At 68.5% G+C, this 14,857-nt stretch carries 7 protein-coding genes; all 7 read left to right on the top strand.

The window, feature by feature from the left end; translation table 11 throughout:
* Positions 1 to 5,733 (top strand): WXG100-like domain-containing protein, encoded by a 5,733-nt coding sequence (locus F3087_RS34440; RefSeq protein ID WP_150406297.1) that lies wholly within the window; start codon positions 1 to 3, stop codon positions 5,731 to 5,733.
* On the top strand, positions 5,726 to 8,371 hold the full coding sequence (locus tag F3087_RS34435; RefSeq protein ID WP_150406296.1) for a hypothetical protein: 2,646 nt from the start codon (positions 5,726 to 5,728) through the stop codon (positions 8,369 to 8,371). Before F3087_RS34440 ends, F3087_RS34435 begins: the two co-directional genes overlap by 8 nt.
* A complete protein-coding gene (locus F3087_RS34430) occupies positions 8,368 to 9,177 on the top strand; it encodes an ESX secretion-associated protein EspG (protein ID WP_150406295.1) in 810 nt (269 codons plus the stop codon). Before F3087_RS34435 ends, F3087_RS34430 begins: the two co-directional genes overlap by 4 nt.
* Positions 9,178 to 9,207: 30 nt before the next feature.
* Positions 9,208 to 9,516 carry a hypothetical protein gene (locus tag F3087_RS34425; protein ID WP_150406294.1) on the top strand — a complete coding sequence of 103 codons (309 nt, stop codon included), beginning with the start codon at positions 9,208 to 9,210 and terminating at the stop codon, positions 9,514 to 9,516.
* Positions 9,517 to 9,531: 15 nt separating this feature from the next.
* Complete coding sequence (locus F3087_RS34420) at positions 9,532 to 10,836, top strand: hypothetical protein (protein ID WP_150406293.1); 1,305 nt, start codon at positions 9,532 to 9,534, stop codon at positions 10,834 to 10,836.
* Positions 10,837 to 11,002: 166 nt separating this feature from the next.
* Entirely contained in the window at positions 11,003 to 13,930 is a 2,928-nt protein-coding gene (locus F3087_RS34415) for an AfsR/SARP family transcriptional regulator (protein ID WP_150406292.1), read from the top strand.
* Positions 13,931 to 14,064: 134 nt separating this feature from the next.
* On the top strand, positions 14,065 to 14,811 hold the full coding sequence (locus F3087_RS34410) for a Rid family hydrolase (protein ID WP_223885564.1): 747 nt from the start codon (positions 14,065 to 14,067) through the stop codon (positions 14,809 to 14,811).
* Positions 14,812 to 14,857 lie beyond the last annotated feature (46 nt).

Below are 14,857 nucleotides of genomic sequence, written 5' to 3'. Positions count from 1 at the left end.
ATGGGACTGTATCTACCACCTGAGCTGCGCTGGCTGGGGTGGATCGCGGGCGGTGCGTGGCCGGATGGCGACGAGACCGAGGTCTGGCATGTCTCGGACGCCTTCAAAGATGCGGGCTCGGCGCTGAGCAAACTGACGCCGGATATCGAGGACGTCAAACGCATGACCATGGCCGCCTACCCCGAGGGGGCGGGCGGCGAGAAGATGGGCGCGCTGTTCGATCAGATGATCACCGGCGATCAGTCGATGGAATCGCTGGCGAAGTTCATGGACCAGATCTCCGACGCCGTCTTCGATTTCGGCACCCAGATCGAGGCCGCGAAGCTGATGACGATCGTCTCGCTCATCGCGCTGGCCATCGAGATCGCCTGGGCCTGGATGTTCCCGCCGACCGCGCCGGCCGTCGAGGCGGCCGAGACCGCGGCCACCCAATCCATCCTGCGCCGGCTGGAATTGCAACTCCAGGAACGGATCCTGGCGAAGGTGCTGTCGGTGTTCGGCGAGAAGTTCGCCAACCTCAGCAAGAGCTACCTGCTGAAGATCCTCGAAGCCATGTTCATCTCCGGTGCCATGGACGCGAGCGTGCAGCTCGGGCAGATGGCCGCCGGGCACCGGAAGCATTTCGACGGCAAGGAGTTCGGGGTCTCGGTGCTGTCCTCCGGGCTCGGTTCGCCGTTCGGGCGCATCGCGGCCGACGGGATCGGCAAGTTCACCGGAAAGCTGCTCGGCGACAAGATCTCCAACCCGTGGGTCCGCGCCGGGAACGGGATGGTCGTCGGCATCGGCTCCAGCCCGTTCGGGGCCGCGGTCGGCGGTCTCGGCGCGGTCATGATCACCGGCGATTGGGAGGGGACCTTCGGTAACCCGGCCAGCTGGGTCGGCGGTGCGGCGCGCGGCGGGATCGCGGGCGGCGTCAAGGGTTACGTCGGGATTCACGGATACAACAACCGGAACGGCTTCGAGGTTCCGTGGGGGTCGAACAAGGACGGGTCGGCGAACTTCACCGGAAAGGGCGGGTTCTCGTTCGACCCGGGGCGCAACGGAGCCAACGGCACGCACAACGGCTTCGACGGTGAGCACGCCACGAACCGGCCGGGGAACTTCGGCACGAACGGATCCGCGGGGAGCAACCGGGCGATCACCTTCGATGAGTCCGGCACGGGATCGCGTGGCGGCGGCCGGGATACGTCGCCCTCGACCTTTCCGACCCGGACCAACGAGTCGAACAACCACGGTGAATCGACCAACGGCGGAAACTCGCGTAACGGGTCGAGCACCGGGGACGGCACCGGCGGGAACAGGTCCGAGCACAGCACGACGAACGGGCAGAACAGTTCGTCGCCGGGCGGTGGGGGCGGCCGCGAAGGAAACTCGCCGCCGCTGAACACCGCTGGGGGGAGCGGGAATTCGCGCGACGTGAACGGTTCGACGTCGAATCAGGGCGGTTCGACGACGAACAACCAGTCCACCAATGGGCAGCAGTCCACGTCGAACCAGCCCGGCAGCACGCAGCAGCGACCCCCGGTAACCACGAATTCGGCTGCTGGAAACGGCAATTCGTCCAACGCCGGCAGTTCGGCCGACCGTGCCGATGGCGGAGGCAAGGACACGCGTACGACCTCCGGGAACGACGGTTCGGCGCAGTACCAACGCTCGCCGGCGCCGCAACCGTCCGCCGGTGATGCGCAGCCGCCGGTGCGCTCGACCACGCCCGAATCGAATGTCACTGCGGGACAGTCGCAACGACCGCCGGGCTCGGAGTCGAACCCCGCCGGTGCACCGCCGCAGCAGCGGGTGCCCGGTGCGGAGACGAATCCGGCTGGTGGGTCGTCGCAGCGTGGTGCTGGTTCGGAGGCGAGCCCGGCTGGTGGGTCGTCGCAGCGTGGTGCTGGTTCGGAGGCGAGCCCGGCTGGTGGGTCGTCGCAGCGTGGTGCCGGTTCGGAGTCGAATCCGGCGAGCTCGCCGCCGCAGCGCGGGGCGGGCTCGGAGTCGCCGACCGGGCCGCAGCAACGTCCGTCGGTGCCGAATTCCGGCGCGGGCGACGGAACTTCGTCGCAGCAACGTCCGCCGGCGAACGAGTCGAACTCGAATCCCTCGGGTCGGCCGCGTTCGTCGGTGCCGGAGCCCGGCTCGACCAATGCGGGGCAGCAGCCGCCACAACGGATCGCCGCGTCGAATTCGGGTGGTACACCGCCGCCGTCGCGTTCGTCGGTGCCGGAGTCGAACAACGTTTCCTCGTCGTCGAACGCCCGGGGCGAACACGACGCGGGTGCGCCGCCACCGCGCGAGCAGCGGCTGCTGCCGCCACCCGAGGGACACCAGCCACCGCCGCGGGCGGCCACGCCGCCGGGACAGCACGACCCGAGCGGGCCGCAGGGCGCGGTGCAGACCGGCCGCGGCGGCTGGACCCACGAGGAGCACCGCGCGGGGAATCCGAACTGGATTCGCAACGAGCGCGGCGAGGTCCTGGTCACCTCACCCGACGGCACCCGGCACCTGGTGGACCGCGACGGGAACATCACCATCGGGCGTCCCGGCGATCCGACGGCGGTCCGCATCCGCCCCGACGGCGCCACCGAATTCGTGCCGAACTCCGCCAATCACCCCGCGGCACAACCGGGTCCGCGAGCCGGCGGTTCGACCGGGCCCGATCGGGAGTTCGGTTTCGGCCGGCCCGACGGCACCCGGCACACGGTGCTGCCCGACGGCTCGGTGCAGACCAGGTCCCCGGACGGCTCGACGACGACCATCCAGCGCAACGGTGCGACGGACTTCCGCTCGGCCTCCGGCGATCGGACGCAGCGCGACCCGGACGGCACCACCATCCACACACCGCCGGACGGGCCGACCACGGTCACCAGGCCCGACGGCAGCACGCACGTCGTGCCGAACGACCGCGCGGGCTGGGAGCGCAGGGCCGACGGCTCCTTCGTCGTCACCTCGCCGGATGGCACCAAGCACGTGATCGACCCGGACGGCACCATCGTGGTGAGCCGCCCCGGCGATCCGCAGGCCATCCGGATCGCCCCCGATCAGTCGATCGCGTTCGTCGCACCCGACGGCTCCGGCGCGGCACCGCGTCCCGAGGGTGCGGCGGGCAGGGACACCGGCGTGCGCTCGCCGTCGTTCAACCGGCCGGAGCGCATTTCGCACACCGTGCTGCCCGACGGCTCGGTGCAGACCAAGTCGCCGGACGACTGGACCACGACGGTCAAGCCCAACGGCGCAACCGAATTCACCTCACCCACCGGCGACAAGACCATCTCGAAGCCGGACGGCACCGTGGTCGAGTCCGGGCCGGGCAAGCCCAACGTCATCACCGGCATCGACGGGACCAAGCAGACCGCCGAGCACAACGGCGCGGTCACGGTCGAAAACCCGGACGGCACCAAGCATGTCGTGTTCGACACCGCGAACAACCAGGGCGGCGGTCGATCTCAGCATCCCGACGGGACCGTCGTACACAGCGACCTGAAGGGCACGCTCGACTTCAGCGCGCGCGATCGCCTCGCGGGCTTCCCGCAGGACGGTCCGCGCAAGCACGGCATCATCCAGATGGATCGGCCGGACGGGACCGGGTTCGAGTCGACGCCCAAGGGCAGCAAGGTGTTCGACTCCGACGGCACCACCTACGAATCGGGCTCGCGCGGATCCGTGCGGATCACCTCGCCGAACGGCGAGACCGAGGTCCGGAAGGTGACCGAGCCGATCGAACTGTCCAACGGAGGGCAGGTGGAGCGGACCTCCGACGGCTTCCGCGTCACCCATCCGGACGGTTCGACCTCCGAAATCGGTTCGCGCGGTGCGAAGGTCACCGATGCCGACGGCGTCGTGCGCGGGACTCGGCCGGACGGCACGACTTTCGTCACCGAGCCGGACGGCACCGTGCGCGAGGTACGCCCGGACGGGGCCGTGCGGATCACCGCACCGGACGGAACCTCCTGGGGTAGCAGGCCGGACGGCACCACCTGGAAGGTCGACGAGAGCGGAAAGATTTACGTCTCCCACCCCGACGGGACCGACGCGCCGCCGCCGCCACCCCTGCGCAAGAACTCCTGGGTCGACGGCAGCGACGAGACGACCAAGACGCGGCCGCGGCGCGTGCCGGAGATCGGTCCGCTGCCGGGCGCGTACCACGCGCCGCAGGCGCCGGAGCTCGACGATTGGATTCCGCCGGGATACGGAAAGGATGTAGACGGGAACGATTGGGAGCCACCGGATCCCGATCTCTTCGACGACTACCAAGGGTATTGGGGCCCCGGCGGGGAGTACCACTACTACTACGGCAACGGTGATGGTTCCGATGGCGACTATCGGGACTCGGGCGACGATCGTGATTCCGGGCAGGGCAACGACTCCGGTGGTCCGGGCGTCGGTGACGACTCGGGTCAGGGTGGTGGGTCCGATGGCGTCGGTGGAAACGACTACCGCGATTCCGGTGGCGCGGACGGCTCCGACGATGCCGATCAAGGTGGTAGCCGCGACGATACCGGTGCGGACCAAGCGGATTCGGCCGAGGACGACCAGACGGATCAGTCGGCGGACCAGCAGCCGCAACAGCCGGACCCGGCGGAGCTGGCGAACCTGTTGCAGAACCTGCACGCCGCGGATGGGATCCCGCCACCGGAGGACGGCGGCGCGTCCACGCCGTCGAGCGAGGGCGGGCAGTCGCCGGACTTCACCCGCCTCGCCGAATCGGGCGATGGTTCGTCGCGGAGTGTGCCGCCGCCCCCGGACCTGTCCGGGTTGCGCGGAATGCTGAATCAGTTGGGTGAGCAGGCCTCCGGCGGTTCGGGCGGGCAAGGTGCCCAGACCGGTATGGGGAGCAACTCCGGCTCATCGAATGATGCGCCCGGCAGTTCAGGGTCGCCGAATCCACAGCGTGACGCCAAATTGCCTGGGGTCGAGCACAATCCGGGCGCGCCGGAGACGCGTAACCGGCCGGATACTTCGGGCGCCGGCAACCACTCGGGTGGTCAAGGCTCTGAGAGTCGTTCGGGTGGTGAAGGTTCGGAGAATCGCCCAGACGGTCGAGGTGCCGAGAACCGTCCTGGCGGTCAAGGTTCGGATAACCGCGCGGATGGTCAGAACTCTGCCAACGGCTCCGGCGGTCAGGGCTCCGGAGGTCACGCGGGTGGCCCGGGTACCACGGATCAGTCGCATGCTCCTGGCGCCGAGAATCGTTCGGATACACCGGGCTCCGGCGAGCGACCGGGCGATCCGAGGCCCGGGGAACGGCAGGGCTCCGGGGACCATCCGGGCGGCCAAGACACCGGTGACCGGCACGGCGCCCAGGACGACTCGTCCAGGCCGGGGACAACGAAAATCCCAGAGCAGCACGGAAACTCGTCGCATCCCGGCACTGCCGGAACCCAGCACCCGTCCACACCGGGCCGGCCACCCGCGATGCCGCAAGACGGCCACCAGCCGGGCGGGTCGTCCTCGCCCGGTGGCACGCCGCCGCCGGGCGCCGCACCGCCGCCCAGCGCCCCGCCCCCCGCGGGGCAATCCGCGCCCGGAGCGAAACCGAAGCCACCACGCCGAGATCGCAAGAAGAACGACAAGCCACGAAAGACACCGAAATCAATGCTGATGCCTTCGCCGTCCGAGGCACCCGAACGAGCCGGACCCGACGAATCCGTCGATGTCCCTTTTGCTTTGGGAGCTTCGAACCAGGAACCCGAACCGGATAGCACAGCGCGATCGACCACGAGGAGAAGCGCAGATGGCTGACGAGCCGAAGAAGATCGACGACACGACCAAGACCTCGGCCAACGACTGGAAAGACCTGCATTCCAAGGCCGAGAACGGCACGTTGTCATTCGACACCGTTAAATTCGATCCCAAGGTCGTGCTCGCAGCCGCCAATCTGTGCCACGACATGATCGGAAAACTGAAGTGGTATCAGGACTTCATCAACAATAACAAAATGGCCAGCATGGACGATTGGTCCGACGAGACGGGCGGCATCCAGCTCACGCACCGATTCAATCAAAAGGGTCAAGACGTCCTGACCGCGATGGACACCATGAAAAAAATCATGGAGGACATGGGGGACACGTTCATCATCGCGGGCAAGAAATATCGCGACGCCGACGGTAAGTCGGCCGAGGGGATCGACAAGGTGGGCGACATGGGCAAGGTCGATCCCATGAAGCCGAAGAGCGAACCGCCGAAGGAGCCGCATCTTTCGAATACCAACAGCAACCCGGACAAGCTGAAACCGCCCACCGGCGTCGATCCCGGCCAGCCGATCAGCGTCGAGGACGGCAGCGGCTGGGGCTGGGATCGGTTTCACACCTTCGGCCGCTCGTTGATCGGGCACGATTGGCGGACGTATGAGGCCGGTACCCGCTACAACTGGATCAGCGGACAGCTCAGCGGAGATCTCACCGATCTGAACGGCGCGCTGAAGCGCGTGACGTCCGAGATGTGGACCGGCCAGGGTGCGGACCAGGCCACCAAGGCGATTCAGCGATTCACCGAAAGCTCGATCACCTTCTCCAACAGCCTGATCAACCTCGGCAACGATCTGCTGTACTGCTCGAAGTGGCTGAACTACACGTTCAACAAGACTCCGGAGAAGACCTGGGACAATACCTACGCTTCGGATTGCGTTAAGCGGGACCGGCTCGGCGATTACCGGGGCCGGTACAAGGACACCTATCTGCCGGGTATCGAGGGCGCGGTCGCCGCGATGCCGCTGATCGCCGTGACCGGCACCGTCGCCGCACCGCCGCCCAAGGACGACGGCAAGGGTGACAACAAGGGCGACGGCAAGGGCGACAATAAAGGTGACGGCAAGGGCGATAACAAAGGTGACGGCAAGGGCGGCGACAACAATATCGATAAGAACAGTCCCGATTACAAAGCCGGTTATAAGGACGGTTACAAGCAGGGTCTGGAAGACGGTGGCGGTAAGGGCGACGGCAAAGGTGACGGGAACGGCGACGGCAAGGGCGACAGTAAGGGCAACGGCAACGGGCAAAGCTACGGCGGACCCGGCGGTGGCAGCAGCGGCAGCGGTAACCCGGGCGGCGTAGACAAGAACAGCCCCAACTACAAGGGCGGCTACGACGACGGTCACAAGCAAGGCCTCGGCGACAGCAAGGCCGGCAGCGGCGGGCAGAGCGGTGGCTCGGGTCCGGGCGGTAGCTCCGGTTCGAAAGGCGGCCCCGGTTCGAGCGGCAGCGGTTCGCCCGGCCCGAACACGCAGATACCCGACCTGTCCAATCTCGGCGCGAGCGACCCTGAGCGCAAATCGCCCGCGCCGAGCGGCAGCGTCGGCGGGCCCGGCCTCGGTTCCAGCGGCGGACCGGGCGGCGGTTCCAGCGGCAACCCCACCGGTAAGCCCATCGGCGGACCAGGCTCCGCCTCACCCGGCCAGAAGATCAGCCCGCCGCCCATCCCGGGGCCGGGCAAGCCGGGCGGCAGCCCCGCCCCTGGCTCGCCCGAGGATCTGCTCAGCAAGCTCCTGCACGGCGAGAACCCGCTGAAGGATCTGAACCCGGAGGCGCTGAAGAAGATCGGGTCGGACCTGCTCGGCGGTCTGAGCCCGGATCTGCTGAAGAACATGAGTCCGGAGGCCTTGCAGAAGCTGGGCGCCGATCTGCTGCAAGGGTTGAGCCCGGACGAACTGAAGAAGCTGGGCTCCGACATCCTCGGCGGCATGAGCCCGGAACAGCTGAAGAACCTCAGCCCGGAAACGCTGAAGAACCTCAGCCCGGACGTGCTCAAGAACCTCAGCCCCGAAACGCTGAAGAACCTCAATCCGGAAGCACTGCGGAACCTGAGCCCGGACACCATGCGCGATCTCGGACGCAGCATCGCCCAGACCCCCGGCGGCGGGGACCTGCTCAAGCTGCTGACCGACGGATTGAACGGGCTCACCACGACGATCGGCGACGTGGTCAAGACCGGAACCGAGGCGCTTGCCGGTCTGGCGCACAACGGGGCGCTCGGCATCCCCGGCCTCGGCGAACTCCAGCACATGGAGATGGCCGGCGGCAGCGCAGCGCCGACGGATCTCGCGTCCGCGCTCAAGCACGCGGCCGGACTCCCCTCCGGGCCCGGTGGTCCAGGCGGGCCAGGCGGACCCGGCGGATCGCACCCGCCACTGACCACCCTGTCCGGCGGCCCGGTCGAATCGTCGAAGTTGTTCCCGCGGGCAGCAATTCAGGGCATCTCCGAGGGGCATCAGGTACAGACTGCGCAGGCCGGAGCCGCTCCGGGGCCGATGGGTCCCGGCCCTGGCCCAGGCGCGCAGGGTAGCGGGGAGTACAAGCGGCCCAAATACCTCGACTCGGTGACCAATCTGGATAGCGCCCTCGGGCCCGACATCGAGCGGTCGAAGCCGGTGATCGAGCCGTGACGCAGCAGTGGAAGTTCACCGCGCTCGAATTCATCGTCCTGTGTGAGCAGTACCGCGACGGTTCGCTGCCGACGCCGTTCCTGTTCGTCACCGACGAGGTGGTCATGGCCGACGAGCTGGAACGGCGTAAGCGGGTGGTCCGGGCCGACCTGCAGCGTCGGCTCGGCGGCTCGTTCGACGGTGCGATCGAGGTGCTGACCGCGCCCGAACTGTTTGTGCGCGTGCGCAGTTGGGACGAGCAAGCGGAAAGCAATTTGGCCAAGCAGTACCACCTGCACGCGGCGCGGGCCGGCGCGCACGGCTACCTCTTCGAACAGGCGCCCGGCCTGATCACCTACGACACCCCGGCGTTCACCGTCACCGAGTGCGATCCGCGCGCGCTCGCCGGCGCGGTGGTCGCCTCGCTCCCGCCGGTGGAAGCCGGTCGGCTGCCGGACATTCCGGTGATCACCGATCCGGCCGAGCACGAGGTGCCGACCTGGGGCAGCAGCTATGTCCGGGACGAGCGGGAGGATTCGCCGGTCTACCAGACCCAGCAGTTCTTCCAGCGCCGTGCCGATTGCACCGGATCGATCATCGTGGTGCAGGGGCGGTCGAAGTACGGTCCGCGCGGCATCCACGAGACGAAGATGATGTGGCGCGACGTGGTCGACGACGGCCGGTATGTGATGTCGCTCGACGAAGCGCCGGTCGCGGTCGCCACCAGTCGCCGCCAACTCGCCGATCGGATCCAGCGCGATATCGACAATCTGATGCAGCGCCTCGAAACGCATTGGGAGGCCGGGCGTCCCGACGACCGATACTGACCGTACGAGCACGAAACAGGAGGCGACGCCATGTCCGCAGAACGCAGGATCGAGGTGGACACCACGCGATTGCGCGGTGCCGCGGCCAAGATGGAGGAGGTCGGCAAGAAGACCGAGGACATCATGGCTACGCTGCGGAACAACTTGCAGGCCAAGGGGTTTCCGTTCGGCACCGACGACTACGGGGACAAGTTCACCCAGGGCGACAAGGGTTACACCAAGTCCGCGGAGAACCTGCTGACCGGCGGTGACAACATGACCGATTCGGCGAAGAAGTTCAGCAAGGGCATGAATGGCGCCGCGGACAAGATGGACAACATGGATTCCGGGAATTCGTGAGGAGTGGCTGACTAGATGACCGATCCACAACCGCACCCTCCGGCCGAGGCCGGAGCGCTGCCGGACGTCGCCTTCCGGCTCGGCGGCCTCGGCTCGGCGGCGGCGCCCGCGGTGCCTGATCTGCCTGTGCCGCAACCGGAGCCGGAGCCCGAACCGGAACCGGTCGCGACCGAGCCGACGGTCGAAGATCAGGCCATCGAACTGGCCCAGCGGATCGCGCAGGAGCTGGCGGTCGCCGGTCCGGAGGGCTGGCGGCGGCTGGCGGCGGTCTTCGCACTCACCGTCGCGGGTGGGATGCGGACCGCCGTCTACTTCGACGAGGCCGATGGGGCGGCGCGGATCGAGCCGTCGGACGAGATCATGGAACTGGTCCGGTGGCAGCGCGAGGTCTCGGCCCCGCTCGGTGACGGACCATGGTGGCGGCTGACCATGCAGTTCGATGTCAGCGGCCGGCTCGAGCTGGACTACGACTACGGCGACGAGCCGTTCCCGGACGAGCATCTGCTGGTGCCCGAGGCGTATCTGGCCGATCTCGAGGCGTTTCCGCGCCAGCGGTTGCCGATGTGGCTGGCCGCCTACATCGGTCACGACAATCGGCAGTGGCGTTCGCCGCAGCAGGCCGCCGCGCAGACCCGGGCCGACCAGCAAGCCGGTGTCGTCGCCATGCGGTCGGTGGACGATTTTCCGGTGCTGCCCGTGCTGTGGGCGCGCTGGGCGACGATCGCCGCCGCGTTCGTCGCCGTCGGTTCGGAATGGGGTCCGCGAATCCAGCCCGCGCTCGGCGTGTTCGAGGGCTCGGCGCGCAGCGGGTCCACGCTGTACGTGCTGCCCGGTGGCCGGGCGATTCTGTCCGGCGGGGTGTGGAACGCGCCGGAACTGGATGCGGCCTACAACGACGGCACGCCGCATCCGGAGCTGTACGCGGGCGCGCCGGAGTGGGTGGCCAACCAGGTGCTCAACCCGCGAGCGGCCCGCGGGCTGATGTCGTTCTGTTACTGGTGGGAGGACAACAGCTGGTATCGCGGGGACTCGCCGTCCGCGGACCTGCTCAGTCCCGCCGTGCCCGGCATCTGGACCGACGAGACCGTGGTCGACGTGGTGTGCGGCGTGCTGAGTGACCAGCCGAGCGAGGAATTGCGCACCGCCGCGGCGACTCTGGTGGCCGCCGCGGAGGCCGGCGTGGTCACCCGTGACACCCTGGCCGCCCTGTTCACCGACCCGAACGACGACATCGACAGTGCCCTGTATCAGCTGTCGCTGGCCGGGTTGGTGACCAAGGTTCCGGCGGCGCAGGCGGAGGATCACGCGCCGTCGCATTGATGTGACCTCCATCACATCCGTTTGAGTGTGCCGTACCGGCATGGTCTCTGCTGAGTAGTGACTGAAATCCTTGTTGCTCGGCTGGATTCGAATGTGAGGGATTCGTTTGGCACCGCAGCAGTGTTCGGGTATTGACGGGGCGGGGCCCGGAGAACTACGACTACGCATGTTGGGGCCGGTCGAGGTGTGGCTGGGGGATCATCATCTCGACATCGCAGCGCCGCAGCTGCTGGCCGTGCTGGCCATGCTCGCGGCCGAGCCCGGGTCCACGCTGTCGACGACGCAGCTGGCCGCGCGCCTGTGGGCCGACCGGCCGCCGAAAACGGCGGCCAGCGTGCTGCGCAACCACGTGCTCGTGCTGCGCAGGCTGTTCGACGCGCACGGGCACCCGGGCGCCGGCGGCGAGTGGCTCGCTTCGACGCGTGGCGGGTATCGGCTCGACCTGCCGGTCGAGTTCGACGTCGTCGCGGTCGAGGAACTGATCGCGGCCGCCGAATCCGACCGCCGCTCGGGTGCGCTCGACGAGGCGGACGCCAAGCTGACCGCGGCGCAGCAGCTGTGGCGCGGGGATCCGCTGATCGGGCTGCCCGGACCGTGGGCCGAAGGCGAGCGTGCCCGGCTGAGCAGGCTGCGCTTGGCCCTGTACGAAGTCGGGGTCACCGTCGCGCTGGATACAGGACGGTATTCGGCCGCCGTCGCGGAGTCGGAGGCGCTCATCGCCGCCGACCCGCACTGCGAACGCTGGTACGAACTGCTGATGCTCGCGCTGCACCGCGGCGGGCGACGCGTCGAGGCGCTCGACGTATATCGGAACGCGCGCCGGGTGCTGGCCGACGAACTCGGTCTCGAGCCCGGCCCGCAACTGGCCCGGCTGCATCAGCAGATCCTGTCGGCCGAGACGCCGGAGCCGGACGAACCCGCTGAGCTACCCACTGCCGCAATGGATTCCGGTCCCCGCCGAGTCCCGGCGCAGCTACCGCCCGACCTCGCCGACTTCGTCGGCCGCGAGGACGTGGCGCACGAACTGGCCGAGGTCTTGGCCGCCGACTCCGACCATCGCCCGGTGATCGCGATCACCGGGCTGGGCGGCGTCGGAAAGACCACGCTCGCAGTGCATCTCGCGCATCGCGCGCGCAAGCACTATCCGGACGGCGCGTTGTATCTCGATCTCGGTGGGCTGGACGAACATCCGCGCTCGACCGACATGCTGCTGGCGGTCGCGTTCCGCTCGTTCGGCATCGAGGCGGGTGAGCTGCCGTCGGACCTGGCGGAGCGAACAGCGTTGTGGCGCAACACCGTTGCGGGCAAGCGCATTCTGCTGGTGTTCGACAACGCGCGTGATGTCGAACAGCTCGCCCCGCTGCTGCCCGGCTCCGGCACGGCGGCGGTGCTGGTCACCAGCCGGTCGAGTCTGGCGGAACTGTTCGATGCGCGGCTGGTCCCGCTGGATGTGCTGACCACGGACGAGGCGTGGTCGCTACTGGGGCGGATGGTGTCGGTGCGGCGGCTGCGGGACGAGCCCGACGCGGCCGACGCCATCCTGCGCGCGTGCGGGTATCTACCGGTCTCGCTGCGCATCGTCGGCGCGCGGCTCGCGAGCAGGCCGACCTGGCGGCTCGCCGCGGTCGCCGAGCGACTGGCCGACGAGCACGGCCGGCTGGCCGAACTCTCGGTCGGCAACACGAGTGTGGAGCTCGTGTTCCGGGCGAGTTACCGCCTGCTGAGCCCCGACGTTGCCCGGGTTTTCGTGCTCGCCGCGTTCTCCGACGCACCCGATCTGTCGGTCGCCGCGGTGGCCGCGCTGATCGACCGGGATCGGGCCGAGGCCGAGCGGCTGTGTGAAACTCTGGTCGATCTGGGCATGTTGCAGACGCCGGAGCGGAGTCGCTATCGGTACCACGATCTGCTGCGGCTGTTCGCGCGCGGCGTGGCGGATCCGGAGCAGCAGGAGGAATGGTCGGATGCCCTGCGCAGGCTGATCGATTTCTATCTGGCCAGCGCGAAAAACATTGTGGAACTGCGTGATCCGGGCGTCGGCACCGACTACTACGCCGCGACCTGCGTGGCCGGGCAGTCGTTCACCGACGAACGGCAGTGTGCCGCGTGGGCGAAGGCGGAACGGTTCGGGCTGGTTGCCCTCTATCGGCAGGTGGCCGACGTTCCCGACGCCCGAACCCGCACGCTCGCAGTCGATCTCGCGCTGTCCCTCGCCGTGGGTGGTGACGCGGGCGAGCACCTGCCGCAGGTGGCGAACGTGCTGGAGAAGTTGAGCCGGGCCGCCGAGCAGGACGGCGATCAACAGACCATGGGCCGTGCGCAACTGGCCGCCGCGGTCGCCAGGTTGGTCGGCATGGGTGATCTGGGCGCCGCGCGTGTCCTGCGGAACGTGGGTGCGCTGCTGCGGGACCTGGGCGACCTGGCCGGCGCGGTGCTCGCCGAGCAGATGCTCGGCACCGCCATGGCCTACCAGGAGAACGTGGACGTCGCCGCCGAACACTTCCGGCGGGCCATCGAACTGGGACGCGAAGGCGGCAACCAGTGGAGCGAAGGCATGGGCTGGGCGACCCTCGCCCGCACCTACTGTGACGCTCGGCGCTGGCCGGAGGCCGCCGAATCCGCCGAACACGCCCTGTGCATCGCGCGACTGGTCGGCAGCCTTCGACTCGAGTCGATGGCCCTGCACGAGCTCGGCTTCGCGACCCTGCACCGCGGCGACCCCGTGACTGCCAGACAGCTGTGCGAGCAGGCGCTCGAGGTAGCCCGCCGCGACGGGCGCCGGCATCAGGAGGGTTGGGCGCTGGCCAGATTGGCCGAGGTCGCGCTCTACAGCGGCGACGCGGAGGCGGCGGTCCCGATCGCCGCGGAGTCCGTGCGTGCGCTCACCGAGGTCTCCGCCACCGTGCGCCGCCTACGCGCAATGCGGGTCTACGGCCGCGCGCTGACCGCCGTCGGCCGCACCGAAGAGGCCGAACCGATCCTGCGCAAGGTCGCGCAACTGAGCAAACGCATCGGACTGGTCGCCCCCGACATGTCCTCGCCCCGCCCGGTCAACGGTTCCCCCTCAGCCCTACTCGCGCTGTCGCGAGGCAAGTAGACCGCAGGGCAAGCAAACACCCAGCGCCACAGCGATATACGACATATTTCTCAGTGGAGGGAGGTGCTCCCGATCGCTATGCTGCGCTCGGTGCGCTACTGCACCGTGAGCGCGGTTACAACGGGAGGAAGCTCATGCCGAGTGCCCAACGTCCGATTGTCCGGGTGTGGAGCGGACACGTGCCGGCCGATCAGGCAGAGCCCTTCCACGAGTACCTCTTGGCCAACGCGGTCGCCGAGATGCGCGACATCGAGGGCTTCCGCGAGGCGACCGTGCTGCACCGGGCGGACGGCGACCGTGTGCACATCACGCTGATGACGACCTGGGCAGATGCGGAAGCCATCCGGCGATATGCCGGTGCCGAGACGGGTGCTGCCCGTAGCTATCCCGACGACGAGCACTTCGGACTGGTTCCCGACGCGCACGTCGACCACTTCGAGCTGGCCTATCGGCTCGCCGAGCCGACGACGTCTCCGAGCCCGGCGAAGCCGATCGATATCCGCCAACCCGAGGATCTGGACCGGCCGGAAACCTATAGCCACGTCATCGTGGCGACCGGCTCCCGCACGGTGTTCATCGCCGGGCAGATGTCCGACGACCGCGACGGCAACCTGGTCGATTCCGGCGACCTGGCGGCTCAGGCTCGGCGGGTCTTCGGCAATCTCGGTCGCGCGCTCGCCGCCGCCGGCGCCCGGCCGGACCAGGTCGCCAAGATCACGATCTACGTCGTCGGTCACCGCCCGGAGTATCTGCCCCTGATCGAAGCGGCCAGGCGCGAACTCTTCGGCGAGCACAAGCCGACGGACGTCCTGCTCGGCGTCGAAACCCTTGCCGCGCCGGGCTACTTGATCGAGGTCGATGCCATCGCGGTCCTCGATTGACCGGCTGAACCCCGTCACTTGACCTTCACGCGGGCGCTGGAATTGG

This window comes from Nocardia colli (assembly GCF_008704205.1).
Lineage (GTDB): Bacteria > Actinomycetota > Actinomycetes > Mycobacteriales > Mycobacteriaceae > Nocardia > Nocardia colli.
The sequence above is the reverse complement of the archived record's forward strand: the minus strand, read 5'-3'. Positions and strand labels throughout refer to the sequence as shown.

Coding starts and splice junctions, on each gene's coding strand:
- F3087_RS34440 (WP_150406297.1), top strand. CDS start 1: ATGGGACTGTATCTACCACCTGAGCTGCGCTGGCTGGGGTGGATCGCG.
- F3087_RS34410 (WP_223885564.1), top strand. CDS start 14,065: ATGCCGAGTGCCCAACGTCCGATTGTCCGGGTGTGGAGCGGACACGTG.
- F3087_RS34425 (WP_150406294.1), top strand. CDS start 9,208: ATGTCCGCAGAACGCAGGATCGAGGTGGACACCACGCGATTGCGCGGT.
- F3087_RS34435 (WP_150406296.1), top strand. CDS start 5,726: ATGGCTGACGAGCCGAAGAAGATCGACGACACGACCAAGACCTCGGCC.
- F3087_RS34420 (WP_150406293.1), top strand. CDS start 9,532: ATGACCGATCCACAACCGCACCCTCCGGCCGAGGCCGGAGCGCTGCCG.
- F3087_RS34415 (WP_150406292.1), top strand. CDS start 11,003: ATGTTGGGGCCGGTCGAGGTGTGGCTGGGGGATCATCATCTCGACATC.